This is a genomic window from Sulfitobacter rhodophyticola (assembly GCF_041281685.2).
GTDB lineage: Bacteria > Pseudomonadota > Alphaproteobacteria > Rhodobacterales > Rhodobacteraceae > Sulfitobacter.
On record NZ_CP166251.2, the window covers coordinates 1,458,282 to 1,482,780 of the forward strand.

Genomic DNA, 24,499 nt, shown 5'->3' on the forward strand with positions numbered 1-24,499 from the left:
TGTCCCGCATGACCAAACCGCCCCAGATGACAGACCCAAACGCCCTTGTCCGGCGACAGTCCCGCGCCACGGCGCAGGGGCTGTTCCTGCATGACGCCGCGGCGGATGAAATCGAGGATCGGCTGGCGGTGGTTAACAAGTCGTTTACGGACACGGCGCTGATCACCAGATTTGCAGACCCGTGGCAAAACCGCTTTGCCGCGCGGGATGTGCTGCCCCCCGACGAAACGCTTGCCCTGACCGCACAGGGCAACGATCTGATCATCCACGCCATGTCCCTGCATTGGGCGAATGATCCGGTCGGCCAGCTGATCCAGTGCAGACGGGCATTGCGGGCGGACGGTCTGTTGCTGAGCGTATCACTGGGCGGCCAGACCCTGACCGAACTGCGTGCCTGCCTGGGTCAGGCCGAAACCTCCGTGACAGGTGGCCTTTCGCCCCGCGTCGCCCCGATGGCGGACCTGCGCGATCAGGGCGCGCTGCTGCAACGCGCGGGGTTTGCCCTGCCCGTGGCGGATGCCATGCCCTTGACCGTTGAATACCGCGATGCCTGGCATCTGATGCGCGATCTGCGGGCGATGGGGGAGGCCAATGCACTGGCCGCGCGCCTGCGCCGCCCGACCCGCCGCGCGGTGTTCGAGGCTGCCGCCGACCTTTATCAGACCCACTTCGGCAACGGCGCAGGCCGCATAACCGCGACCTTTGAACTGGTCTTTCTGACCGGCTGGGCACCGGACGAAAGTCAACCCCAACCCCTGCGCCCCGGCAGCGCCAAACACCGCCTTGCAGAAGCGCTTGGTACAAATGAGACAAAGCTGCACGATTGACCCCGCGGCATAACTCACTATTTGACCTGTCATGAATATGCTCAAGGACATCCAGATGCAGGCCGCCCGCCCGGAACACGCCAGCGCCGATCATCCCGTCGTGCCCCAGCAAAAGGTGGGTATCCTGCTCGCCAACCTCGGGACGCCGGACAATTATGACTATTGGTCGATGCGCCGGTATCTTGGCGAATTCCTGTCAGACCGCCGCGTGATTGATTACAGTCCATGGCTTTGGCAACCGCTGCTGCAGTTGATCATTCTCAGCAAACGCCCCTTTACCAGTGGCGCCGCTTATAAATCCATCTGGAACGAGGAAGAGGGCGAAAGCCCCCTGATGACGATCACAAAGGCGCAGACCGCCAAGATCAAGGCGATGATGCACGAACGCTATGGTGACAACGTCATGGTTGATTTCTGCATGCGCTACGGCAATCCGTCGACCCCTTCGAAAGTCGCGGAAATGACCAAGGCAGGCTGTTCCAAGATCCTGTTCTTTCCGCTTTATCCGCATTACGCGGGTGCCACATCCGCCACGGCCTGCGACAAGTTCTTTCAGGCGCTGGGCAAGGAGAAATGGCAGCCCATCGCGCGGATCGTGGAGCCCTATTTCGACCGCCCCGACTATATTGAGGCTTTGGCCCAATCCATCGAAAAGGCCTATGCCGCGGCGGAGAAAAGGCCCGATATCCTGATCTGTTCCTACCACGGCGTGCCGATCCGCTACCTGATGGAGGGGGATCCGTATCACTGCCAGTGCCAGAAAACCACGCGGTTGCTGAAGGAACGTCTGGGCTGGGATGACACGCAGATCATGACCACGTTCCAGTCGAAATTCGGCCCCGAGGAATGGCTGCAACCCTATACCGTCGAAGAAGTCGCGCGGCAGGCCGAAGCAGGCAAAAAGAACATCGCCGTTTGCGCACCTGCGTTCTCTGCCGATTGCATCGAAACGCTGGAAGAGATCAACGAAGAGATCAAGGAAAGCTTCGAAGAAGCAGGCGGTGAGGAATTCCTGTATATCCCCTGCCTCAACGACGATGACGCGCATATTCGCGCCTTGTCCAATACCATCGAAGACAATCTGCGCGGCTGGCTGGACTAACCCGTCAGCCGTGAAGAAGGCCAATCAAACCTGAACATCAGACACAAAAAAAGGCGGCGCAGAGCACCGCCTTTTTCGTAAGTGTCGTCGTTACCGAATTAGTCGGAAGCAACAGCAGCAGCAATGATCGCCAGCAGGATCAGCGGCAGCACGATACCATTGGAAGAAGAACCAGCTTCTTCAACAATGACGGGTGCTTCGATGATTGGATCTGCAAGGGAACCGGCAGAAGCAGCGGATGCTGCACCAGCAAATGCGGCTGCGAGAACGAGTTTTTTCATAACATAACCTCCAGTATTGGCGTGTACACATGGGTGCAAACACGCGCCCAAGACTTACCTCGTAAGATTGTCTAAATAGCATAACCCGAGAATTGAAAACCCGGATTCAGCAATTCACGCCGTTAAGCAAGGAAATGTCGTCAAATAAGCAACACCTGCGTGCCCACCTGTGCCATTTCATACAGTTCCTCGATGTGCTCGTTGTACAAACCGATGCAACCATTCGATGATTTCCGGCCGATCTTGCGCGTGTCGTGGGTGCCGTGAATCCGGTAGTAGGTCCAGCTCAGGTGCAGGGAACGTGTGCCCAGCGGATTGTCTGGTCCCGGCCCGATAAAGGCAGGCCATTCGGGGTTGCGCTTGAGCATGGAAGGCGTGGGGCGCCAGGATGGTTCGGGATCCTTCAGGATGACACGCGTCCGGCCCCGGCGGGTCAGATCATTGGTCAGCGGCACGGATGACGGGTACAGCTTGTAAACGCTCTGATCCTCGGACCAGTAATGCACCGCGCGGCTGTCGATATCGACCAGGATCGCACCTTTGCGCAGGTTGTCGAAGTAGGGCTGCCAGTCCAGCGTGCGGAAGCTGGAAATGTTGCGGCGCACCACCTCGCTGATGTCGCGCTCATTCTGGGTGGTGGAGGCGGAATTCACATCTGCCGCGGATTGCGCAAGCGCAGGCGTCGCGAGCATGGCGGCGCTTCCGGCCAGGAATGCGCGGCGGCTGGGCGTTCTGAAAATCTTGTCGGACATTACTGGCTCCATCAGAAGTCGAATTTCCATGTATATATTGCGCCAATGTCGCATTTTCAAATCAAACCCACGTCATCTGGCAGTGTAACGCCGATGTGCGTTTGAACTGCAACGCGTCCCACTGTAGGAGAGGCGAAACCCATATTTCGTGGAGCGACACGATGACCCGTATTCTTGCGATTCTTTCGGCCCTTGTTCTGGCCCTTACCGCCTGTGTTCCGGTTGACGATACCGGCGGCGGCACCCCCGGCGTGCAAACCTATCGCATCCGCGCGGGCGACACCGGTAAAATCCAGTTCCGCATGCTTGATTCTGTGAACGCCCTGCGCAGCGCGGCAGGCGCACAGGCGGTGGAACTGAACCCGAACCTGAATGCGGCTGCCGCAACCCATGCCAAGGATATGGCGCGCCAGAACCGGCCCTGGCATTTCGGATCTGACGGATCGTCGCCCATTGATCGCATCCGGCGGGTCGGCTACGGCGGCGAACTGGTCGGAGAGACGATTTCCGAAACTTATGAATCAGAACTTGAAACGCTGGCCGCCTGGATGGAACAGCCCGACACGCGCCGTGTGCTGATGGCACCGGACGCGCGCAACATGGGTTTTTCCTGGCATCAGGAAAGCAACGGCAAGATCTGGTGGACCCTGGTGATGGGGAAATAGGCCGAGACCGCCCCCTTCAGACTCAGGCGTTGATCAGGATCGGGGTGCCGTCGCGCACCATCGCATAGACGTCTTCGATTTCCTTGTTCGTCACAGCGATACAGCCCCAGGTCCAGTCCCCCTTATCCCTTTTGAAGGGGTCCTTCTGACCGTGGATGAAAATGTCACCGCCCGGCGGTTTGCCCATTTCCTTTGCCTTTGCCCAATCGTGCTGACGCGGATAATCAATCCCCAGTGACAGATGGAAAGCCGAATTCGGGTTGCGCCGGTCGATCATGTAGTGGCCTTCTGGCGTGCGCCCGTCGCCTTCGATTTCCTTGTGTCCCACGGGGGCAAAACCAAGTCGGATGTCATAATCTTCCAGAACCTGATCATGGTGCAGCAGGTACATCCGCCGGTCGGCCTTGTTCACCACGACATAGGTAATCTCTGGCCCGTCATAGCGTTTGAATTTGCTGCTGCTGCAGGCGCCCAGGGCCACCAGGGCGGTGCCCCCCAGAATGACTGATCTTCGTTTCATGGTTCGCTGTCCCGTGCCTCACGACTGGTCCCGTCCCGGACCTTTGTTCCGGGCTACCATATCACATAGAGAATCGCATTCAAAATTGAGTGAACAGAGGCCGAAAATCAATTTCTTTCAGGGATATGCAGCCGTGCGGCCAGTTCGACATGCGCCGACCAGCGGAATTGATCAACGACCTGAACCCAGTCAAGGACATAACCCGCAGCCACCAGAACCGCTGCGTCCCGCGCGAAGGTCACCGGGTTGCACGACACATAGGCAAGCACCGGCACCTGCGCCAAAGCCAGTTCGGCGACCTGCCGTTCGGCCCCTGCACGCGGCGGGTCCAGCACAACAGCATCGAATGTCCTCAGCTCATCCGGCAACAACGGACGGCGGTAAAGATCGCGCGCCTCCACCTTGACCGGCTTGAGCCCCTGCGCCCCGCGCCACCCCTGATCAAGCGCTTGCGTCATCGCTGCGTCGCCTTCAACCGCGTGAACGGCGGCGATTTCCGACAGGGGAAGCGCGAAGGTGCCACACCCTGCAAAAAGATCCGCCACCGACCCCGCAGACCCCACAGCCGCGCGCACCGCGGCCAGCAGGCTGGCTTCCCCGTGTGCCGTGGCTTGCAGGAACGCGCCCGGCGGCGGTGTCACCAACGCCTTTCCGAACCGCTGGAAGGGGGGCAGACGTGTGGCAATCACCTCATCCTCCCATGTCAGCCGGGCAAGGTCCCGCCTTTCGGCCAGTTGCGCCAGGCTCACCCGCAAGGGACCGTCCAGCGGTTTGCCTCCCGTCACGGTCACGTCAAGACCGTTCGCCGACAGGGTTATTGTCACCGACAACACCGCCTTGCGGCTTGCCCCGACAAGGGCCAGCTCTTCCGCCACGCTGCGCCCTGCCAGCAGGTCGGGCTCCAGCAATTGGCAGTCGGGGATATCGACAATAACATCGGATGCGCGACCAAAGAACCCAGCCATCGCCCCCTTTTTCGTCCGCTTTGCCGCAAACGTTGCACGCCTGCGCGATTTTGGCGGGGACGTCACGATGGGCAGAAAAACAGTCTCTAACCCGTGCGCATTCAGGGCATGCCGCACCACGTCGACCTTCCATTCCGCCGCGAATGGATCTGCGGCATGCTGCAACTGGCACCCGCCGCAGGATTTGAAATGCCGACACGGCGGGCTGACACGTTGGTCCGAAGGTTCAAGGATGCGCACATCGCGCAGCGTCTGGCCATCAAGGGTGCCACTGACACGCTCCCCCGGCAGTGTCGCGGCGGCATAAACCGGCCCCGTCGCTATGCCATCGCCGTGCAGGCCCAGCCGTTCTATCGTGAATTCATCCATGGCCCGACATAGCGCGCGCAGGCAGCCAACCCAAGCCCGACTATTCGGCCGCCTCAAGGTTCAGGAAGCCGCCCGACTGGCGCTGCCAATATCGGGCATAAAGCCCGTCTTGCGCCAGCAATGCGTCGTGACTGCCCGCCTCAACGATACGACCCTTGTCCATGACGATGATCCGGTCCATTTCCGTCAGCGTGGACAGCCTGTGCGCAATCGCCAGTACGGTCTTGCCTTCCATCACGCGGGTCAGCGCGGTCTGGATGGACGCCTCTACCTCGCTGTCCAGCGCGCTTGTCGCCTCGTCCAGCACAAGGATCGGCGCGTCTTTTACAATCGCCCGCGCCAATGCGATGCGCTGCCGTTGTCCGCCGGACAGCTTCACGCCCCGCTCCCCCAGATGCGCGTCATAGCCCTTGCGGCCTTTGTGGTCCTGAAGGTCTAGGATAAAATCGTGCGCCTCTGCCTTTTTCGCAGCGGCGACCATCTCCGCCTCGCTCGCGTCCGGCCGACCGTAAAGGATATTCTCCCGCGCGGAGCGGTTGAACATCGCCGTTTCCTGCGTGACCATCCCGATGTTGCGCCGCAGGCTTTGTTGGGTGACCCGCCGGATATCAACGCCGTCGATCTCAATCACCCCGCTTTCCGCTTCATAGAGCCGCATGATCAGCGAAACCAACGTGGATTTCCCGGCCCCCGACGCGCCAACAATACCCAGCTTTTCACCGGGCTTCACATGCAGGCTGATCCCCTCGATCCCGCCGGTATCACGCCCATAGCCAAAGCTGACATCGCGCAGCACAAGCGCGCCCTCGGACACGTCCAGTTCACCTGCGTCCGGCGCATCTTCGACCCTGATACGCGGGGTCAGCGTTTTCATCCCATCCTCGATCTCGCCGATGTTGGAATAGATCGCCATCAACGTGAAACTGACCCAGCCGGTCATCTGCGCAATCCGGATCGCCACGGCACCCGCCGCAACAATATCCCCTTCGCTTGCCAGACCGCGCTGCCACAGAAGGATCGTCCCGCCCAGCAAAAGCACAGGCAAGATACCGGCAAGGCTCATTAAGGCCAGCCGGAACCCGGCGGCGAGGTATCCGAACTCCAACGCGCGCTGGCGAAACGTCTCCATTGCGCCAAGGGCGGCCCGGTCTTCGTGGTCGGCATGGGCAAACAGCTTGACCGTCTTGATATTCGTGATCGTGTCGACCACCTGCCCCGATACCTGCGCCCGCGCCCCTGCCCGCCCCGCAGACCGTGTGCGCACACGCGGCAAGAACCAGTTGATCAGGGCGAAATAGCACCCCAGCCAGACCGCAAATCCGATCGCAACGCGCCAGTCAATCGCAACAAGCAACAACACCGATCCCGCCAGGGAGGCCAGCGCGAAGGCCACCACGTTGATCGCTTCCGACGCGACGTCGGTCACCGCACGCGCCGCCTGCATCTGTTTCTGCGCAATACGGCCTGCGAAATCATCGTCGAAGAAACCAACGGTCTGTCCAAGCGTCCAACGGTGCAGGCGCGATAACACCAGCGGGTTGACGTTGGGCTGCACCATGATCGCGTTGGAAGCCGACGACAGTCCAAACAGCACCGGCCGCGCGACAAGGAAAAATCCCAGCGCCATGGCAATCAGACCAAAATTGGCAGGGGTAAAGAACGCCTCCGGCCCGGCCGTCACCGCAGCATCAATGACCTTGCCAAGGATCCACGCCGTCCCCGCCTCCATCACGCCAGCGATGGCGGACAGAAACGCCGCCAGCCAAAGCACCGGCCACGACCCCGACAAACACCACCGCATGAACGCACCCAGCGTCCGTGGGGGCGGCCCATCAGCGTGCCGAAAAGGGTCTATCCAGTCAGAAAAACTCACGCCTCTTCATCTTCCAGCTTGAGGAAACCGCCCGACTGACGGCCCCAGAAATCAGCATATAGCCCGCCCCGCGCCAAAAGCGCGTCATGGGTGCCTTCTTCCACGATATGTCCCTGATCCAACACCACGATGCGGTCCATCTGGGCAATGGTGGACAGACGGTGGGCAATCGCGATCACGGTCTTGCCCGCCATCATGCCGTAAAGCGTCTCCTGTATCGCCGCTTCCACCTCACTGTCGAGCGCGCTCGTCGCCTCGTCCAGCACAAGGATCGGCGCATCCTTCAGGATCACCCGCGCCAGCGTGATCCGCTGACGCTGGCCGCCCGAAAGCTTCACCCCGCGTTCACCAACGCGCGCATCATAACCGCTGCGTCCTTCGGGATCGGTCAGATCAACGATGAACTCATGCGCCTGTGCCTGTTTGGCGGCTGCGATCATCTGCGCATCTGTCGCGTCCGGTCGGCCATAAAGGATGTTGTCCCGAACGGAGCGGTGCAGCAGCGAACTGTCCTGCTGCACCATGCCGATCCGCCCCCGCAGACTGTCCTGGGTGACGTGCCGGATATCCTGCCCATCAATCTCTATGCGGCCATCTTCCGCCTCGTAGAACCGCAATAGCAGCTTGACGAGGGTCGATTTACCCGCACCGGAACGGCCTACAAGCCCGATCCTCTCGCCCGGTTTGACGGTCAGGTCCAGTCCCTGTAACCCGCCCGATGCACGGCCATAATGATGGGTCAGCCCGGTCATCTCGATCCGGCCCGCAGCCAGCACCAGCGGTTTGGCGTCCGGTGCATCCACCAGTTCGATGGGCTGGGCAATCGTCTCCATCCCTTCGGCCACGACACCCAGTTCCCGAAAGAAAGATGACAGCGCCCACATGATCCAGCCGGTCATGGAGTTGAGCCGCAGGGTCAGCGCCGCCGCCGCCGCAACCACGCCCACGCTCGCCTCTCCCGCCGTCCAGAGCACAAGCGCCCAGCCGACGACACCGATGATCAGCACACCGTTCAGCATCACCAGCACAACGTCCATCACGGTGAATATCCGCATCTCCTTTTGAAAGGTACGACGCGCGTTCTCTATCGCTTCCTTGGCAAAATCCGTTTCCAGATCATGGTGGGCGAACATCTTCACCGAATGAATGTTGGTGTAGGAATCGACGACCCGCCCGGTCACCTCCGACCGCGCATCAGACGCCGCTTGGGACGCAGGCCCGACCCGCTTCACCGTCCATTGGACCAGCGCGCCGTAAAGGACGAACCAGATCAGCAGCGGCATCATCAGCCGCCAGTCCGACGTCGACAGCAGGATCGCCGCGCCGATCATGTAGGCCAGCGCATAGGAAATCGCGTCAAACACCTGAAACACGACCTCTCCTGCGGCGGGCGGTGTCTGCATGATGCGGTTGGCGATGCGGCCCGCGAAATCGTTCTCGAACCACCCGACGGACTGCCGCAGCACCTGACGATGCGCACGCCACCGGATCAGGGTGCCCACATTCGGCATGATCCCGTTGTTCAAAAGCGCCACATCCAGACCCTGCAACAAGGGCCGCACGATCAGGATGAACAGCGCAACAAGGATCAGTTCCGTACCGTAATCAGTCCACATCTGTGCAGGATCCGTGTCCAACAGATCAACCAGACGCCCCATGTAATAGATCAGCCAGATCTCGATCGCGGCAACGACGATGGACATCATTCCAGTGATCCAGAAGACCTTTTTGAACGGCCCCATATAGGCCCGCAGAAACGGCCACAGCCTGCGCGGGGGGCGATTGGTTTCGCGGTAAGGCGTATAAGGATCAACAAGATTTTCAAAGAAGCGGAACATGGGCAATTGCCTTCGAGGATGGTCATGCAAAACGATACGGCGCTGCATCAAACAGGCCGTCAGGGTAGTCTGTTATGCCAATTTTAAATTAGCCAGATCCCTCGGTACACTTTGCATCCTCCTTCTTTGAACGTCTTCGATATCCGCAAAGCCTCAAAAAGTCGACCCGTCAAAGCTGCGCCAGCAGCGCCTCCTTGCTCATCCCGAAATCCGCATCGATCCAGATCTGCTCCAACTCTGCCAGTTTCGCCCCCAGCGCGGGACCTTCCCATCGCGGTATCAGATCGGCGGCCTTGACCGGAAACTGCGCCGCATCCGCGCTCGAAATCGTCTCTAACACAGTGGTATCGGGCATTACTTCCGCCAGCGCCGATCGCATCAGCAGCACCTGCAGTGCAATATCGCGCCCGTGCCGGTAGCTGACTTCGCCCAGGGAAGGCCCGGCAAAACCGACGTCCCCAAGTGTGCCCAAAAACCGGGCATCCGCTTTGCTGAGCCTAAATCGCGCCGCAACGTCCTGCCCACCCAGCGCCGCCAGCCTGCCGCGCCAATCCGCAGAAATGCCCAGCGCGCCTTCCAGATGGACCATCGGGCCGACCCACCGGTCATCCGATCCCGGCAGGATCGCTTGCAGCACGTTCACCTGTCGCATCACCGCAAGCGCAGGCGCAGGATCAGACGCTGCCAGCAGTTTCGACATCTCCTGACCTATGCGTTCGGCGGAAAGCCCGTTCAATCCATCAATGTTCTGCGCGATGGCATCCAGTGCTTCCGCATCAAACCCGTCGGACGTGTCCCCGAAATAGGCACTGAACCGGAAGAACCGCAAAATCCGCAGGTAATCCTCCCGAATGCGCGCCTGCGGCTCCTCGATAAAACGCAAGCGCCTGGCGCGCAGATCAGGCAAACCGCCCAGCGGGTCGATCACTTGCCCCTGTGGCGTTGCATAAAGCGCATTCATCGTGAAATCCCGGCGGCGGGCATCATCGGCGATGTCTTTGGAAAACGCGACTACGGCCCGGCGGCCGTCCGTTTCAACATCGCGCCGGAACGTCGTCACCTCGAATGGAACCCCGTTTGAGACAACCGTCACTGTGCCATGGTCAATCCCGGTCGGCACCGCTTTCAAACCTGCGTCGGTGGCAAGCGCCATCACCTGTTCCGGCAGCGCATCAGTGGACATGTCCACGTCGCTGTCCGGCATGCCCAAGAGCGCGTTGCGCACACAGCCCCCGACGAAATAGATCGCATGCCCGCCCGACGTGATCGCATCGCAAACGGCTTGCGCTTGCGGGTCCGTCAGCCAGGAGGTCTCCGGCGGGATCAGGGGGTCATGCGTTCGGTCCATGCCCGCAACATACGCGCGGTCGCGCCCCAAATGTAATAGGGCCCGTAAGGTACCGCGAAATAATGACGCCGTGTGCCACGCCAGCGACGCGATTGGATCAGGTAGTTGTCCGCATTCAACACATGATCCAGCGGCACGGCAAACACTTCCTCAACTTCGCCCGGCTCTGGCTTGATCTCAAATGTGTCTCTGACAAAGGCAATAACCGGGGTCACCGAAAACCGGGTGACAGTTTCATGCGCGGGCAAGGTGCCCAACACGTCAACTGCCTCCGGCGGCAGGCCGATCTCCTCCCAGGCTTCGCGCAGGGCGGCGGCGACAACATCTGCGTCCCCTTCATCCTGCTTGCCACCGGGAAAGGCGATCTGCCCCGGATGGTGCTTCAACGCGGAGGACCGTTTGGTCAGCAACAGATGCAGCGCCCCGTTTTGCAGGACAATCGGCGCCAGAACACCCGCGGGCCGCAACACGCGATCATCGGGCAGGACGACATCAGGGTTCAGATCGAAATCAGACGTGGTCACGCCGGTGCGCGCCAGTGCGGTGCGGAAACCTTCGATTTGATCCGACATCAGATCAGGCTTCGGCGTCAAATCCGACCGTGGCCGGATCAAGGTCGTAATGGGCGCCGCAGAATTGGCAATCGGCCGTCACCCGGCCTTCGTCCGTGGTCATCTTCTCAATATCCTTGGCCGAATAGATCGACAGGCTTTGCCGCACACGATCTTCGGAACAGGTACAGCCGAACCGAACCGCTTGCGCATCAAAGACCCGTGGTCCTTCCTCATGAAACAGGCGCAGCAACAGGTCGGTCGGCGGCACGCTTGGCCCGATCAGCTCAAGGTCCTCAACTGTATCAAGCAGGATATTCGCCCGGTTCCAGTTCTCTTCCTCGTCCCCGCTGACAAGATCAGTTGCTTTCAACACGTCGCCCGTTCCATCGCCCTGCGCAACGAAGGGCGACGCCTTGGGCATATGCTGCAGCATCACACCACCGGCCCGCCAGTGTTCCGGCGTATCTGCTTCGACAGAACGCCCAAAGCTGAGCGAAAAGCGGGTGGGCAGTTGTTCGGACTGCGCGAAATAGGCCTCCGCACAGGCAGCAAGGGACGCGCCATCCAGCGGCGTGATCCCCTGATAGGGCGTCATGCCCTTGCCCTGATCGATCATGATCGCGAAATACCCGTCACCAACCTGGTCATACGGCGCACCGTCCGTCAGACGATCCGCGTCATAGCTGGCATAGGCCCTGATCTGGGCGGGTTTGCCATCCTCATCGGGGCCGTAATAGTCTGTCGCAATCATCCGCACCGGACCCTTTGATTGCACCTGCAACTGCAGTTTCCAGCGCAGCTTCACCGTCTGCCCGATCAGCGCCGTCAGCAGGGCCATCTCGGCCACAAGCGCTTCGACCACCGGGGGATAATCGTGCTGACGCAGGATTCCGTCCAGCACACCATCAAGGCGCGCAACACGGCCCCGAATGTCAGAGGCATCCAGCTGGAAGGGCAATACACTGTCGTCCCAGGCAATCTGTTGTCCTGGCAGAGAAGAGAGACTCATGGGGTTTCCTTATCGCGGGGCGCTTGCCATACCGCGACTATATAGGCGGGGCAAGCGGGCAATAAAGGGGGGTTCAGGATGATCAGACGTGTGGGAACTCCGCCGGAGCGCGGCAGAAAGTACATCCTGCGCCCCGGTGCATACGCGATCCTTCCGTTGCAGGGGCGTTTCCTGATGACAGCGGAAATGCAGCCGATGCCCGACGTCCAGCTGCCCGGCGGCGGGATCGATCCGGGCGAATCCCCGCTACAGGCCTTGCACCGCGAGGTTTTGGAAGAAATCGGCTGGCGCATCACCGCACCCCGGCGCCTTGGTGCCTTTCGGCGGTTCACGTTCATGCCTGAATATGACCTGTGGGCAGAAAAGCTGTGCCATGTGTTCGTGGCTCGGCCCACCCATCAGATTGCCCTGCCGACGGAACCCAATCACCGCACCTTGGTCCTGACCGCTGATGAAGCGATTGCGGTTCTGGGCAATGACGGGGATCGCACGTTGTTGCAACGCTACCTGTCGGTCGGCGGTCCGGTATATTCAAAAAGGCTGGCAGAGACATCGTCGGGAAAAACCTGAACCCCGGCATATTCCGACAACCGCCACACCAGCCCTTCCAGCAAGGCGCTTCCGCGCATGCCGCCAAGACTGCGCAGGATCTCCTCCAGCCCCTGTTCCTCCAAGAGTTCACCTGTTGAACTGGGGCATTCCGTCACCCCGTCCGACAGGATCAGCAGACTGTCCCCCGGTGCCAGTTGAATATCGAACTGTTCAAAGGTGGCACCAGCCAGCAATCCGACCGGAAACCCGCCCGTCCCGGTTTGTTCAACCCGGCCATCGGCGCGCAGGACAACCGGATGCGGATGACCGGCCTGCGCAATCGTGACCTGCCCGGTGTGCAGATCCACGATGGCCAGCATCAGGGTGAAATAATGCTCCGTGTCCATCTCGCTCAGGACAAGTTCGTTCAATTCCGCAATGGTTTCCGCCGGGGGGCGCGTTTCAAAACCTCCCGCCTCCGTCTTTCTCAGGGCGACGTTCTGATCCGGCGCGCTGCCGGAAAGATACCCAGCCAGCCGGGCCGTCATAAGCGCCGAACTGATGCCATGCCCGGACACGTCAATGCCGAACAGCCCCAGCTTGTCGGGGCTTCCTTGAAAGAACCCGACCAGGTCACCGCCCACATGACCACTTGATCGCAAAAGAAGCGATATGTGACCCTGATCAAGGGTTTTCTGCCGTTCCCGCAGCAGGGATTGCTGCAATTCCTTGGCCTGTCTCAAATCGTGATCGAGTGAATCGTACACCCGTTGCAATTCTTCCAGCGTCATCGACATCAGGCGGTTGGTTTCCGTCAGTTCGCGCTGCATGTCGATGATCCGTTCGCCCACGGTAATCCGGGCGCGCAGTTCATCGTTGTTTACTGGCTTCGATAGAAAATCGTCCGCGCCCGACCCCAGCCCACGCGCCACCTCCGCCTTGTCGGATTTCGATGTCAGCAGGATGAAATACGAATATTCATCACCCGACAGATCGCGGAAAATCCTACAAAACTCGATGCCCGACATGCCCGGCATGACCCAATCGCTCAGCACGAGATCAGGCATTTCCCTTTGGCAGATCGCAAGCGCCTCTTCCGCCGTGGAGGCCTGCGTCACATCATACCCCCAGCGGGTCAGGGATGCCGTCAGGATGCGCCGCTGCAGGCGACTGTCGTCAACGACCAGCACGTTTTTGCGCGGCGCATGTGCCGCGGCACCCGGATCCGTCGGAGAAACTGCGCGTGTCATAATCGGGCTTTACGTCGCAAATCTGAACGGGCTGTGAACGCTAAAATTTCCTGCAAAACGGGATATTGGACCAAACCAAATATCAATCAGACCTGTCTATTGCGACTCCATCAAAGGGAGACTGCGATGATCAATTGGCAACGGGTATCGGAATTGCGCGAAGAGGTGGGGCCCGAAGACTTCGACGAAGTCGTGGCGCTGTTTCTGGAGGAGGTCGAAGATACGCTGCAACGGATTGTCACCAACCCTGATCCCGGCACACTGGCCGAGGACATGCACTTTCTCAAGGGATGCGCGTTGAACATGGGGTTCAGGACATTTACCGCCGCCTGTCAGCACGCCGAACGCCGCACCGCCGAAGGGGCCGCGGATGATGTTGACCCCAAACAGATCGAAGAAACCTATCTGACGTCCAAGCAGGCGTTCCTGTCCGCGCTTCCCGGCACCCTGACGGGTGATCAGACCAGCTTGTAAAGCGTCTCTGGCTTCGCGCTGCCAAAAACCTCCGTCGCCTTGGCGCGCAGCATCTGCATTCCCTTCACCCAACGGTCATGGTCCTGTCCCCGCTGCAACGTGTACTGGCCGACTTGCGGATGGGACAGGATCAGGAAACGCTCCGCCTCGACCCCTTTGATGATCGCGGCGGCCACATCAGCCGCCGTCAGCAGGGTTTCACGCTTGGCCGCGTCGCTGTCATCCAACCCCAAAAGCGGCGTCGCCACATATTGCGGACACACAACCGAAACGCCGATCCCGTCGGACCCATGGGTAATTGCCAGCGATTCCGCAAAGCTGACCGCAGCATGCTTGGTTGCGGAATAGGCCGCATCGCCGATCTGGTTCAACAGCCCGGCTGCGGAGGCGACATTGACCAGATGCCCGGAACGCCGTTCCATCATGCGGGGCAGCAAAGCGCGGCTGGCATAGACATGCGCCATCACATGCACCTGCCAGTTCAGCATCCAGTCTTCATCCGGTTGCGACGCCGCGTGGGACGGATCACCCTTCCCAATACCTGCGTTAGAGACGAAAATGTCGATCTCACCCTGTTGATCAACGGCCTCCGCGATCAAGCGCTGAACGGCGGTTTCGTCGCGCACGTCACATTGCACCGCCATCCCACCGATTTCTGACGCAACGGCCTGCGCCTTGTCGTGATCAAGGTCCGATACACAAACCTTGGCCCCCTTCGACGCCGCTGCGCGCGCCAGTGCCGCACCGATGCCGCTGCCTGCGCCGGTGATGACCAGTGAACTGTCCTTGAACTGCATGGGATCTCCTCAGATCACGAATTGCGCCAATGTTTCATCATTGGTGATGTCGGTATAGGTGAACCCGGCGCCGTCGATACGTTCAAACATGGCGGGAAAGTTCTCAGGCGCATCCGTTTCGATCCCGATCAGGACAGACCCAAAGTTGCGCGCGGATTTCTTCATGTATTCGAACCGGGTGATGTTGTCGTGCGGTCCCAGCATATCAAGAAAATCGCGCAGCGCACCGGGACGTTGCGGCAATCTGAGAATGAAATATTTCTTCAACCCGGCATACCGCTGCGCCCGTTCCTTCACTTCAGGCAGCCGTTCGAAATCGAAATTCCCACCAGACGCAATGCAAACAACCGTCTTGCCCCTGATCTGATCCGCAACCTCGCCCAGCGCTTCGATCGCCATGGCACCTGCGGGTTCCAGCACGATGCCTTCGACATTAAGCATCTCGATGATCGTGCAGCAGATCCGGTCCTCATCCAGCGCGATCACGTCGGCCGGGTCCACGGATTTGAGCCGTTCGAACGTGCGCACACCGATCTTGGCAACCGCCGCACCGTCAACGAAGGAATCAATCGGTGACACGTCCACCGGCGCACCTTCTTCCAGCGCGCGCGCCAGGCTTTGCGCGCCCGTCGGTTCCACCAGCGTATAGCGGCAGGCGTCCCCGAAATACCCGCGCGTGCCCGCCGAAATACCGCCACCGCCCACCGGCAGCACGATGTGATCCGGGACGCGGCCCAATTCCTGCTCGATCTCCACCGCGACGGAGGCCTGTCCTTCAATCACGTCTTCATCGTCGAAAGGGGACAGGAAATGCCCGCCTTCAGCCGCGCAGAACGTCTGCGCCGCCGCCAGGGACGCATCGAAGTAGTCCCCGATCAAACGCACCTCGACCGAATCCCCGCCAAACATCCGGGTCTTCAGGATCTTCTGTTCTGGCGTGGTGACGGGCATGAAAATCACACCCTTCACTCCGAAATGCTTGCACATGAACGCCACGCCCTGTGCGTGGTTTCCCGCAGACGCACAGACGAACAGGGACTTTTCCGGGATCACCTTGCGCATTGCATTAAATGCACCGCGCAGCTTGTAGGACCGGACCGGGCTCAAATCCTCACGTTTGAGCCAGATATCGGCTTGATATCGCTCCGACAGCAGAACGTTTCGCATCAAGGGGGTGGCGGGAAACACCGGGCGCATCTTGGACGCCGCCAGTGTCGCCATCGCCTGAAAGTTCTCTGTCACTCGTACGGCCTCCTTCGCGCATCCCACTTCGATAGGGATGCGGGCGGCACAGGTCAACGCAGGCGTTCATCTTGCCCGTTCCTGCAAAAACCGCTACCTCGCGGATCGAACTGAAAGGAAACCCAAGATGTCCGCGCCCAAGAAAGTTGTGCTCGCCTATTCCGGCGGGCTTGATACCTCCATCATCCTGAAATGGCTGCAAACCGAATACGGCTGCGAGGTGGTGACCTTCACCGCTGATCTGGGCCAGGGGGAGGAATTGGAACCCGCCCGTGCCAAAGCCGAAATGATGGGCGCATCCAAGATCTATATTGAGGATATCCGTGAGGAATTCGTGCGCGATTTCGTCTTCCCGATGTTCCGCGCCAATGCCGTTTATGAGGGTCTGTACCTGCTTGGCACCTCCATCGCGCGGCCGCTGATCTCCAAACGTCTGGTGGAGATTGCGGCGGAAACCGGCGCGGATGCCGTGGCCCACGGGGCGACTGGCAAGGGCAACGATCAGGTGCGGTTCGAACTGGCCGCCTACGCGCTGAACCCTGACATCAAGGTGATCGCACCCTGGCGGGAATGGGATCTCAGCAGCCGCACAAGGCTGCTGGAGTTCGCGGAGAAAAACCAGATCCCCGTCGCCAAGGACAAACGCGGTGAGGCACCATTCAGCGTGGATGCGAACCTGCTGCACACCTCATCCGAAGGCAAGGTGCTGGAAGACCCCGCCGTAGAGGCGCCCGATTACGTCTACCAGCGCACCGTGCACCCCGAAGAGGCACCCGACACGCCCGAATATGTCGAGATCGGGTTCGAGAAGGGTGATGCGGTTTCCATCAACGGCGAAGCAATGTCGCCCGCGACAATCCTGACCAAGCTGAACGAACTTGGCGGCAAGCATGGCTGCGGTCGCCTTGATCTGGTCGAGGGCCGCTTTGTCGGGATGAAGTCGCGGGGCATCTATGAAACCCCCGGCGGCACGCTGCTGCTCGAAGCGCACCGGGGGATCGAATCGATCACACTGGACCGGGGGGCGATGCACCTCAAGGACGAGCTGATGCCGCGCTATGCCGAACTGATCTACAACGGTTTCTGGTTCAGCCCGGAACGCACGATGTTGCAGGCGGCCATTGACGCCAGCCAGACCCATGTGACGGGCACCGTACGTCTGAAGCTGTACAAGGGCAGCGCGCAGACGGTCGGACGCTGGTCTGATCATTCGCTCTATTCCGAAGCACATGTCACCTTCGAAGATGACGCCGGCGCCTATGACCAGAAAGATGCAGCCGGGTTTATCCAACTCAACGCCCTGCGCCTGAAGCTGCTGGCGGCCCGTGACAAACGCCTGAAGGGCTAGATAAGGGGCAGACAGGCCCGAACCAGATGGTTCGGGCCTTGTACTCGTTACAAATCACTCGTTATTCGAAACTTGCGTGATCAACCGGTCCATCGAACGACAACAGCGTCGCTCTGACCTCTTGCTGGCCCAACGCCAGATAGCACCACGAAGTTTCAAAATTACTAAAATTTGCCGCTAGATGCGCATTTTCCAGAGCCGCTCGTAGAATGGCAGCGCCTGTTCGCACAACGTAGCCTGCGCCGCGTCAAGCTTTGGCAACGCGCCTTCTGCCCCGGCAAACCCCGTGCTTGCGTGCACCGCCCCATACCAGTGTTTTGCCCAAACCCCGTCTTGCGGATGCCCACCCACGGTCCAATGCAGCATCGCAGGATCCCACGGCACGCCCACCGCCCCGCAAAGCCGCTGCAACATCATCTCCGGCTGGGCGCGGATATCGGTGCTGTCGATCACGATGCCGCCAAGCCTTTCAAACAAGGCGTCCTGTTGCGCAAAACCAATATCCTCCAGCGTTGGTGCCTCCCGCTTGGCCGCATAGCTGGCGATCACCCGCGCCGGATGGCGGATCAAATGGACGTGCACGCATCCCGCTGTCCAATCCAGCGGAAAATCAGGCAGCATGTGATGGGGCATGTGTTTCATATAAAGATGCGGCGTGCCGTCCTGCTGGCAAAGCTGCGCAACCGCTCTGGGGTCGCTTTCATGGGTGCGCATGATTTCTTCCGCCATCGGATGATCAAGGCCGGTTGCCTTGAGGAAGGCCGCATAGAACGGTTCATCCATGACAGTGAAATCGCCGCGCGCGCCAAAACTGTACATCATCGCCGTGCTCAGATTGCGCGGCCCGGACCATACTGCAAGTCGCATGCCATCCCCTTTTCCAACAGCGAAAATGTTACCGATCCCGCGCGCGCGGTAAACATCAATCACCAGCACGTGACATCAAGCCCTGACCGCTTGCGAAATCGCCACAACAGGCGCAGCCTTGGGACAGATGCAGGAGGTTCCGATGAAACAGCTACGCATGATCAAGACCATCACCCTTGCCGCCCTGATCGCGGTCGGCATCGTCGCGCAAACCGGCGGCGCACGGGCGGCAGGCACCGAAACGCTGACGGTCGCCGGCGGATGCTTCTGGTGCGTGGAAGCGGATTTTGAAGCTGTCCGCGGCGTAAAGGAAGTTGTTTCAGGTTTCGCCGGCGGGACGGTGGCCAACCCGACCTACAAGCAGGTCGTTGCCGGCGGCACAGGCCACTACGAAGCGGTACAGATCCAGTTCGATCCCGATGTGATCAGCCGTGACCAGATCCTGTCGATGTTCCTGCGGTCGATTGACCCGACGGACGCAGGTGGTCAGTTCTGTGACCGTGGTCCCACCTACCGCACAGCAATCTTTGCGGACGGCAGCGCGCAAAAAGAAGCCGCGCAAAAAGCCTTGTCAGAGGCACAGGCAGCGCTTGGCCAGAATATCGTGACACCCGTTCTGGGGGCCAGCCCTTTCTACCCCGCCGATGCCTATCATCAGGATTACTACAAAAGCAGCGATCGTCTGGCGCTCAGCACCGTGGGGCTGGGTGTGAAAAAGTCCGTCGCCTACAAACGCTACCGCGACCGGTGCGGCCGGGACAAACGGGTTGCGGAGCTTTGGGGCAGTGCGGCACCCTTCGTGAAATAGGATCAGCCAAAGTCGTGATCCTGAATATCTTTGAGGTCCGGGATCACGTCAGCCGTCCCCTCGCGCATGACCATCAACGCGCCGGCGCGCATCCCCAGATCAATCGCTTCGGCCATCGGCAACCCACGATCAAGCGCTGCAACAAGATACCCTGTGAACGTGTCGCCGGCACCGGTCGTGTCAACTGGCGTGACAGGATAAGCGGCGAATTCCTGTTCGGTTTTCCCTTTGTTAGAGACCCATTTGCACCCGCTCGACCCCAAGGTGACGACAACGTCATCAACCGGCAGGTCCACAAGACGCTTTCCCGTCGCTTCCAATAATTGCGCAGCCTCCACAGCGTTCAGCACCAGCAGATCGAACTTGCCCAACAGCGCAACAACGGCTTCCGCAGAAAAAGGTGCGGCGGCATAGACGACGCGCAAACCCAGGGTTCGTGCGGTTTCTGCCGCAAACACCTGCCCGTTGGTTTCATTCTGCATCAGCAGGATATCACCCGGGCTGGCTTCGGTCAGGGCGGTGCCGATCAGCTGATCGCTGATGACGTGGTTGGCGCCGGGAAACAGCACGATGCTGTTTTCTCCCGCCGGATCAATCTGGATGATCGCGTGACCCGTGGCCGCTGACACCTGCGCGATGTGCTGTGTCTCCACCCCGTATTCCAGCAACCGGGTGACGGCCCAGCGCCCATCACTGCCAACGGCACCGATGTGTGAAACGCGCGCAGCGGCACGCGCGGCGGCAACGGACATGTTCGCGCCCTTGCCGCCAAGACCGCGCGCATAGGACATCGCCGCGATGGTCTCTCCCGGTGCGGGAAGATGCGGCAGATGATAGAAGTAATCCGCGTTGATGGAGCCGAGGTTCCAGATCATTCGCCGACCTTGCAGGCGGCAAGAATCGCCATGTTCAGAATATCATTCGCCGTGGCGGTGGTGGAACAGATCTGGATGGATTTGTCCAAGCCCGTCAGGATCGGCCCGATCACCGTCGCCCCCGCCATCTCCTGCATCAGCTTGACGGAGATGCTGGCAGAGTGGCGCGCGGGCACGACAAGGATATTCGCAGGCCCCGTCAAACGCGAAAACGGATACTGCGCCTGCGCCGCTGCATTCAGCGCCACGTCAACGGTCATCTCGCCCTCGTACTCGAAATCAACCCCGCGTGCATCGAGAACCCTTGGTGCGGCACTCATCTTTTCCGCCCGCTCGGACACCGGATACCCGAAGGTCGAGAAGCTGACGAAAGCCACGCGCGGTTCAAGCCCCAGGTGCCGCGCGACGCGCGCGCCGCTCACGGCAATATTGGCAAGGTCTTCTTCGTCGGGCCACTCATGCACAAGCGTGTCGGCAATGAACACGATCCGCCCCTTGTTCAACAGCGCGGTAAAGCCCGCCGCCCCATGTTCGGCATCCGCATCAAAGACGTGGTTCAGCCGATCAAGCACATGCGCGGATTTGCGTGTGGCCCCCGATATCATCCCGTCCCCATGCCCATGCGCCAGCATCAGCGACGCAAAAACGTGACGGTCCCGCGCTGCAAGCCGGTGAATATCCTTGTGATCGAACCCCCGACGCTTCAGCCGATCATAAAGGGAGTCCTTGTAGGTATCCAAATACTGCGTATTGGCGGCATTCACGATTTCCAACTCTCGCACCGCATCACCAAGGCCGGTCCCCTCCAGTTTTTGCTGGACATCGTCGGGCCGCCCCACAACCAGCGCCTTGCCAAAACCGGAACGTTGATACAGCACAGCCGCCCGCAACACGCGCGGGTCGTCGCCTTCGGCAAAGATCATTCGGGACTGGTTCGCACGCGCCCGTGCGTTGATGCCGCGCAGGATATTCGCTGTCGGATCCATGCGCGATTTCAGCGCAAGCTCATAGGCATCCATGTCGATGATCGGACGCCGCGCTGCACCCGTGTCCATCCCTGCCCGCGCGACCGCCGGTGGAATACGGTGGATCAGACGCGGGTCAAACGGGGTTGGAATGATATAATCGCGCCCAAAGCTGAGCGTCTTGCCATAGGCCATCGCGACTTCATCCGGCACATCTTCCCGCGCGAGATTGGCAAGCGCATGGGCACAGGCGATCTTCATCTCGTCATTGATCGCCCGCGCATTGATGTCCAGCGCGCCACGGAAAAGATAGGGAAACCCAAGCACGTTGTTCACCTGATTGGGGTAGTCACTGCGCCCGGTCGCCACGATGGCATCCATCCGTACCGCGTGGGCCTGTTCGGGCGTGATTTCCGGATCGGGATTGGCCATGGCGAAGATCACCGGATTATCGGCCATGCTGGCAACCATGTCCTGCGTCACCGCCCCTTTGACGGAGACGCCAAGGAACACATCCGCACCCTTCATCGCCTCCTCCAGCGTGCGCATGTCGGTGGTGGCGGCATGGGCAGACTTCCACTGGTTCATCCCTTCGGTGCGCCCCTGATAAATCACACCCTTGGTGTCGCACATGATGCAATTGTTGTGCTGGGCCCCCATGGATTTGAGAAGTTCAAGACAGGCAATGCCCGCAGCACCCGCCCCGTTCAGGACAATCCGCACGTCCTCGATCTTCTTGCCGGAGATATGCAGCGCGTTGATCAGACCCGCCGCACAGATCACCGCAGTGCCGTGCTGATCGTCGTGGAAGACGGGAATGTCCATCTCCTCCTTCAGGCGCTGTTCGATGATGAAACACTCCGGCGCCTTGATGTCTTCAAGGTTGATGCCACCAAAGGTCGGCCCCATCAGCTTGCAGGCGTTGATAAAGGCATCCGTGTCTTCGGTATCCAGTTCGATATCGATGGAGTTCACGTCGGCGAACCGTTTGAACAGCACCGCCTTGCCTTCCATCACCGGCTTGGACGCCAACGCGCCCAAATTGCCCAACCCCAGCACCGCCGTCCCGTTGGAGATCACGGCGACCAGATTGCCCTTGTTGGTGTAATCATACGCCGTCTCCGGATTGGCCGCGATGGCTTCACAAGGCACGGCGACGCCCGGCGAATAGGCAAGGCTCAGATCCCGCTGTGTGGTCATGGGTACGGTTGCGGTAATCTCGAACTTGCCCGGCGTGGGTTCAAGATGGAAGGCAAGCGCCTCCTGATCGGTGATGCGGGTTTTGGTCACGGAAATCGGCCCCTTGCTGTTTGCAAAGGTCATAGCTTTCAAAGCGCGGGCTTACAATCAGGCGACGTAGCGAACCCATTCATGATTGCCCACAAAAGCACTGTAACGTTCCGGAAAATCCGCCTTGAGCTGGGACAGCGCCCAGCGAATGACCTGCGGACGTTCGCATCGGTTGGCACACCAGATCATCCGCACAAGGGTCTGCCAGCGCGACGGGTCAGCCTTGTAGGCATGATCAAGGGCCACAAGCTCTGACCGCGGTTCATCCAGTTCCTTGTGGCAATCGGCACGCAGCAGGCAAAGGGTTCCGTCCTTCTGCACGATCTCCTCGTGCGCCTCGAAAAGCGCCATAAGTTGCGCAATCGCCCGCACTGCCAGCAATTGACGTGAAAGGGACACCAGTGTTTCAGGTTTGCTTAACGTCGGCACATGTCCCAGCGCTGTCACGATGAACGCCATAATCTGCCCCACGGCCTCATCCGACAGGCTTGCTGGCACCAGGCCATCTGACCTGAAATTAGGCTCTATCAGGGGGTTTTCTTTTCTATAGTCCGCGAAAAAGCTGATGTATTTGCACTGCGCGGCGTTGGCGACGGGCCAGAAATCCCGCCAGCGGTGCTGCGCGGTCTGGTGTGTGCCGATCTCGATCACCTGTGTTGACGGATTGGCAAACAGCATGTTGGCAAACCCCGCACCGTGGTACGAAACCATGACTTCCGCCTGCGCCATCATCGCGATCTGTTCCAGCGGCGGCATATTTTCGAAAACGACGTATTCGAACCCGAAAAGCTGAAGATGCTCAAACAGCAAATTCTCGCCCGCCATATGGCGCTTGCGGCTCTGACGGGTATCGCGCCCGACGAAAATGCGGCGCGGCAGATGCCCATAATCACCGCCCTCAATCGCCGCCAGCGCGCGTTTGCGCAGCGCAACCAACGGCGCAGGCACGGAATTCGCCGTCAGCATCGGCAGCGCATTGATCGTGTGAAGTGTCGCATTGTCCTGATGATCACCCGGCAGCAACGCGCCAATCCCCCGCTGCACCGATGGCGGCATATGCAGATGACCGCCCATCAGGTCATAGGCCGTCATCGCACGTGGATAATGTTTGGGGGCACGTTCGAAATGGATGCGCCCCTTGAACTCAGGGAAAAGCGCCTCGGCAAATGCCCGCGCAAAGGGTCTTTGCTTTTCCTCCGGGTTGGGGAAGTGGAAAAAGATATCCCCCTTGAAATCCAATCCGTCCAGCAATGTCAGTTGCGGCAGGGATTCCGTCAGGAAATGGTAGTAGTTGAACGTGTTGCGACAGGGAACGACAAAAGGCGTGTCAGGCTCTAACCCGCCATAATACTCCGGCAATGACATGCCTTCGTTCTGCCATTGCATCTGCTGGAAATAGAGGTTCAGCAAGACATCCGGCGCGCCGACATCAACATTCTCCCAGCGAAACCGGTTCAACATCCGCGTCCCGGCGGCCCCGCTCAACAGGTACTGCCCACAGGCCGCGATGAAGGATTTGTGACAGGTCACGTCTTCCAGCATGACCGGAACACTCGCCGTCAGGATCGGTTGCGAGAATTTCTTGTGTGACGTCATCTGCCGGATCGTGCCATTGATCCGGTCGCACATCTGCGGGTGTTCGGACACGGCAAAGCCTTCGATCAACGCGCCACCTGTCGGATGCCAGGCCGCGCTGACCTTTTGCAGGGCCTGAACATGAAAATCCCGGTAGGGGTTCAGAAACAGCTCCTCGGGTGGCGCTGTCAGATTGTTCAAGTCACGCACTCTGCCCCCTTTCCTGCCCGCGTTGAGAGAGGCGCAATTTTACCAACATCTCTTTTGCCGTCCACTCACAACACCCGCGCGGCCGCTCTTTCCCTCACAAGCGTGGTTTTGTACATACACCTGACGCGAATGCAGGGGGCGCTGGTGAGCCAGGACAAAGTCAC

General features: G+C 60.0%; 23 protein-coding genes. 7 read left to right on the forward strand and 16 right to left on the reverse strand.

Annotated features, from left to right (window positions below):
- Positions 1-8 precede the first annotated feature (8 nt).
- Positions 9-827: an SAM-dependent methyltransferase gene (locus AB4X18_RS08155; protein ID WP_432817280.1), complete on the forward strand. Its 819-nt coding sequence runs from the start codon at positions 9-11 to the stop codon at positions 825-827.
- A 55-nt stretch (positions 828-882) separates the two neighbouring features.
- Positions 883-1,929, forward strand: coding sequence for a ferrochelatase (gene hemH / locus AB4X18_RS08160; RefSeq protein ID WP_370402598.1), 1,047 nt, complete (start codon positions 883-885; stop codon positions 1,927-1,929).
- Positions 1,930-2,027: 98 nt separating this feature from the next.
- Here hemH and AB4X18_RS08165 read toward each other — a convergent pair whose 3' ends face one another.
- Together AB4X18_RS08165 and AB4X18_RS08170 are read right to left on the reverse strand one after the other, a co-directional pair.
- Positions 2,028-2,210: a hypothetical protein gene (locus AB4X18_RS08165; RefSeq protein ID WP_370399614.1), complete on the reverse strand. Its 183-nt coding sequence runs from the start codon at positions 2,208-2,210 to the stop codon at positions 2,028-2,030.
- A 140-nt stretch (positions 2,211-2,350) separates the two neighbouring features.
- Complete coding sequence (locus tag AB4X18_RS08170) at positions 2,351-2,962, reverse strand: L,D-transpeptidase (protein ID WP_370402599.1); 612 nt, start codon at positions 2,960-2,962, stop codon at positions 2,351-2,353.
- Positions 2,963-3,123: 161 nt separating this feature from the next.
- Here AB4X18_RS08170 and AB4X18_RS08175 point away from each other — a divergent pair, with 161 nt between their 5' ends.
- Positions 3,124-3,627, forward strand: a complete 504-nt coding sequence (locus tag AB4X18_RS08175) for a CAP domain-containing protein (RefSeq protein ID WP_370399615.1) — start codon at positions 3,124-3,126, stop codon at positions 3,625-3,627.
- A gap of 22 nt (positions 3,628-3,649) precedes the next feature.
- On the opposite strand, the gene AB4X18_RS08180 is transcribed toward AB4X18_RS08175, so the two are convergent.
- The 7 genes from AB4X18_RS08180 to AB4X18_RS08210 all read right to left on the reverse strand — a co-directional run bounded on the left by AB4X18_RS08180 (position 3,650) and on the right by AB4X18_RS08210 (position 12,103).
- On the reverse strand, positions 3,650-4,147 hold the full coding sequence (locus AB4X18_RS08180; RefSeq protein WP_370399616.1) for a L,D-transpeptidase family protein: 498 nt from the start codon (positions 4,145-4,147) through the stop codon (positions 3,650-3,652).
- A 107-nt stretch (positions 4,148-4,254) separates the two neighbouring features.
- Positions 4,255-5,481, reverse strand: a complete 1,227-nt coding sequence (locus tag AB4X18_RS08185; RefSeq protein ID WP_370399617.1) for a class I SAM-dependent RNA methyltransferase — start codon at positions 5,479-5,481, stop codon at positions 4,255-4,257.
- A gap of 40 nt (positions 5,482-5,521) precedes the next feature.
- Complete coding sequence (locus tag AB4X18_RS08190) at positions 5,522-7,354, reverse strand: ABC transporter ATP-binding protein (RefSeq protein ID WP_370399618.1); 1,833 nt, start codon at positions 7,352-7,354, stop codon at positions 5,522-5,524.
- Positions 7,351-9,192 carry an ABC transporter ATP-binding protein gene (locus AB4X18_RS08195; protein WP_370399619.1) on the reverse strand — a complete coding sequence of 614 codons (1,842 nt, stop codon included), beginning with the start codon at positions 9,190-9,192 and terminating at the stop codon, positions 7,351-7,353. Before AB4X18_RS08195 ends, AB4X18_RS08190 begins: the two co-directional genes overlap by 4 nt.
- 169 nt (positions 9,193-9,361) lie before the next feature.
- Complete coding sequence (locus AB4X18_RS08200; RefSeq protein ID WP_370399620.1) at positions 9,362-10,540, reverse strand: CCA tRNA nucleotidyltransferase; 1,179 nt, start codon at positions 10,538-10,540, stop codon at positions 9,362-9,364.
- Positions 10,516-11,112 carry a CoA pyrophosphatase gene (locus AB4X18_RS08205; RefSeq protein ID WP_370399621.1) on the reverse strand — a complete coding sequence of 199 codons (597 nt, stop codon included), beginning with the start codon at positions 11,110-11,112 and terminating at the stop codon, positions 10,516-10,518. The genes AB4X18_RS08200 and AB4X18_RS08205 overlap by 25 nt, the downstream gene beginning before the upstream one ends.
- A 4-nt stretch (positions 11,113-11,116) precedes the next feature.
- On the reverse strand, positions 11,117-12,103 hold the full coding sequence (locus AB4X18_RS08210; protein WP_370399622.1) for an Hsp33 family molecular chaperone HslO: 987 nt from the start codon (positions 12,101-12,103) through the stop codon (positions 11,117-11,119).
- A 78-nt stretch (positions 12,104-12,181) separates the two neighbouring features.
- Here AB4X18_RS08210 and AB4X18_RS08215 point away from each other — a divergent pair, with 78 nt between their 5' ends.
- Positions 12,182-12,673, forward strand: a complete 492-nt coding sequence (locus AB4X18_RS08215) for an NUDIX domain-containing protein (RefSeq protein ID WP_370399623.1) — start codon at positions 12,182-12,184, stop codon at positions 12,671-12,673.
- On the opposite strand, the gene AB4X18_RS08220 is transcribed toward AB4X18_RS08215, so the two are convergent.
- On the reverse strand, positions 12,607-13,884 hold the full coding sequence (locus tag AB4X18_RS08220; RefSeq protein WP_370399624.1) for a PP2C family protein-serine/threonine phosphatase: 1,278 nt from the start codon (positions 13,882-13,884) through the stop codon (positions 12,607-12,609). The two genes, AB4X18_RS08215 and AB4X18_RS08220, sit on opposite strands and share 67 nt — an antisense overlap.
- Before the next feature lie 126 nt (positions 13,885-14,010).
- On the opposite strand from AB4X18_RS08220, the gene AB4X18_RS08225 reads away from it, so the two are divergent.
- The gene (locus AB4X18_RS08225) at positions 14,011-14,358 is read left to right on the forward strand and encodes an Hpt domain-containing protein (RefSeq protein WP_370399625.1); all 348 of its coding nucleotides are present in this window, start codon (positions 14,011-14,013) and stop codon (positions 14,356-14,358) included.
- On the opposite strand, the gene AB4X18_RS08230 is transcribed toward AB4X18_RS08225, so the two are convergent.
- Both AB4X18_RS08230 and ilvA read right to left on the reverse strand, forming a co-directional pair.
- Positions 14,343-15,155 (reverse strand): SDR family oxidoreductase, encoded by an 813-nt coding sequence (locus AB4X18_RS08230; protein ID WP_370399626.1) that lies wholly within the window; start codon positions 15,153-15,155, stop codon positions 14,343-14,345. The genes AB4X18_RS08225 and AB4X18_RS08230 overlap by 16 nt on opposite strands.
- Positions 15,156-15,164: 9 nt before the next feature.
- Entirely contained in the window at positions 15,165-16,376 is a 1,212-nt protein-coding gene (gene ilvA, locus AB4X18_RS08235; RefSeq protein ID WP_370402600.1) for a threonine ammonia-lyase IlvA, read from the reverse strand.
- Positions 16,377-16,524: 148 nt separating this feature from the next.
- On the opposite strand from ilvA, the gene AB4X18_RS08240 reads away from it, so the two are divergent.
- Positions 16,525-17,745 (forward strand): argininosuccinate synthase, encoded by a 1,221-nt coding sequence (locus AB4X18_RS08240; RefSeq protein WP_432817281.1) that lies wholly within the window; start codon positions 16,525-16,527, stop codon positions 17,743-17,745.
- Between the two features lie 177 nt (positions 17,746-17,922).
- Here AB4X18_RS08240 and AB4X18_RS08245 read toward each other — a convergent pair whose 3' ends face one another.
- The gene (locus AB4X18_RS08245) at positions 17,923-18,612 is read right to left on the reverse strand and encodes an HAD family hydrolase (RefSeq protein WP_370399628.1); all 690 of its coding nucleotides are present in this window, start codon (positions 18,610-18,612) and stop codon (positions 17,923-17,925) included.
- A 142-nt stretch (positions 18,613-18,754) separates the two neighbouring features.
- Between AB4X18_RS08245 and msrA the strand changes: the two genes are divergently transcribed.
- Positions 18,755-19,420, forward strand: a complete 666-nt coding sequence (gene msrA / locus AB4X18_RS08250) for a peptide-methionine (S)-S-oxide reductase MsrA (protein ID WP_432817282.1) — start codon at positions 18,755-18,757, stop codon at positions 19,418-19,420.
- A gap of 2 nt (positions 19,421-19,422) precedes the next feature.
- On the opposite strand, the gene AB4X18_RS08255 is transcribed toward msrA, so the two are convergent.
- Genes AB4X18_RS08255 through AB4X18_RS08265 form a run of 3 tightly spaced genes read right to left on the reverse strand, consistent with a single transcriptional unit; the run spans position 19,423 to position 24,335 of the window.
- Positions 19,423-20,295, reverse strand: a complete 873-nt coding sequence (locus tag AB4X18_RS08255; protein WP_432817283.1) for a ribokinase — start codon at positions 20,293-20,295, stop codon at positions 19,423-19,425.
- Entirely contained in the window at positions 20,292-22,550 is a 2,259-nt protein-coding gene (locus AB4X18_RS08260; protein ID WP_370399629.1) for an NADP-dependent malic enzyme, read from the reverse strand. The genes AB4X18_RS08255 and AB4X18_RS08260 overlap by 4 nt, the downstream gene beginning before the upstream one ends.
- A gap of 57 nt (positions 22,551-22,607) precedes the next feature.
- On the reverse strand, positions 22,608-24,335 hold the full coding sequence (locus tag AB4X18_RS08265) for a glycosyltransferase family 61 protein (RefSeq protein WP_370399630.1): 1,728 nt from the start codon (positions 24,333-24,335) through the stop codon (positions 22,608-22,610).
- Between the last annotated feature and the right edge of the window lie 164 nt (positions 24,336-24,499).

Excerpts from the sequence above, each read along its gene's own strand:
- AB4X18_RS08175 (WP_370399615.1), top strand. The coding sequence starts at position 3,124 with ATGACCCGTATTCTTGCGATTCTTTCGGCCCTTGTTCTGGCCCTTACC.
- AB4X18_RS08185 (WP_370399617.1), bottom strand. The coding sequence starts at position 5,481 with ATGGATGAATTCACGATAGAACGGCTGGGCCTGCACGGCGATGGCATA.
- AB4X18_RS08165 (WP_370399614.1), bottom strand. The coding sequence starts at position 2,210 with ATGAAAAAACTCGTTCTCGCAGCCGCATTTGCTGGTGCAGCATCCGCT.
- AB4X18_RS08170 (WP_370402599.1), bottom strand. The coding sequence starts at position 2,962 with ATGTCCGACAAGATTTTCAGAACGCCCAGCCGCCGCGCATTCCTGGCC.
- AB4X18_RS08245 (WP_370399628.1), bottom strand. The coding sequence starts at position 18,612 with ATGCGACTTGCAGTATGGTCCGGGCCGCGCAATCTGAGCACGGCGATG.
- AB4X18_RS08230 (WP_370399626.1), bottom strand. The coding sequence starts at position 15,155 with ATGCAGTTCAAGGACAGTTCACTGGTCATCACCGGCGCAGGCAGCGGC.
- AB4X18_RS08220 (WP_370399624.1), bottom strand. The coding sequence starts at position 13,884 with ATGACACGCGCAGTTTCTCCGACGGATCCGGGTGCCGCGGCACATGCG.
- msrA (WP_432817282.1), top strand. The coding sequence starts at position 18,755 with ATGAAACAGCTACGCATGATCAAGACCATCACCCTTGCCGCCCTGATC.
- AB4X18_RS08210 (WP_370399622.1), bottom strand. The coding sequence starts at position 12,103 with ATGAGTCTCTCTTCTCTGCCAGGACAACAGATTGCCTGGGACGACAGT.
- AB4X18_RS08255 (WP_432817283.1), bottom strand. The coding sequence starts at position 20,295 with ATGATCTGGAACCTCGGCTCCATCAACGCGGATTACTTCTATCATCTG.
- hemH (WP_370402598.1), top strand. The coding sequence starts at position 883 with ATGCAGGCCGCCCGCCCGGAACACGCCAGCGCCGATCATCCCGTCGTG.
- AB4X18_RS08205 (WP_370399621.1), bottom strand. The coding sequence starts at position 11,112 with ATGTCGGATCAAATCGAAGGTTTCCGCACCGCACTGGCGCGCACCGGC.
- ilvA (WP_370402600.1), bottom strand. The coding sequence starts at position 16,376 with ATGGCGACACTGGCGGCGTCCAAGATGCGCCCGGTGTTTCCCGCCACC.
- AB4X18_RS08200 (WP_370399620.1), bottom strand. The coding sequence starts at position 10,540 with ATGGACCGAACGCATGACCCCCTGATCCCGCCGGAGACCTCCTGGCTG.
- AB4X18_RS08155 (WP_432817280.1), top strand. The coding sequence starts at position 9 with ATGACCAAACCGCCCCAGATGACAGACCCAAACGCCCTTGTCCGGCGA.
- AB4X18_RS08225 (WP_370399625.1), top strand. The coding sequence starts at position 14,011 with ATGATCAATTGGCAACGGGTATCGGAATTGCGCGAAGAGGTGGGGCCC.
- AB4X18_RS08240 (WP_432817281.1), top strand. The coding sequence starts at position 16,525 with ATGTCCGCGCCCAAGAAAGTTGTGCTCGCCTATTCCGGCGGGCTTGAT.
- AB4X18_RS08195 (WP_370399619.1), bottom strand. The coding sequence starts at position 9,192 with ATGTTCCGCTTCTTTGAAAATCTTGTTGATCCTTATACGCCTTACCGC.
- AB4X18_RS08180 (WP_370399616.1), bottom strand. The coding sequence starts at position 4,147 with ATGAAACGAAGATCAGTCATTCTGGGGGGCACCGCCCTGGTGGCCCTG.
- AB4X18_RS08215 (WP_370399623.1), top strand. The coding sequence starts at position 12,182 with ATGATCAGACGTGTGGGAACTCCGCCGGAGCGCGGCAGAAAGTACATC.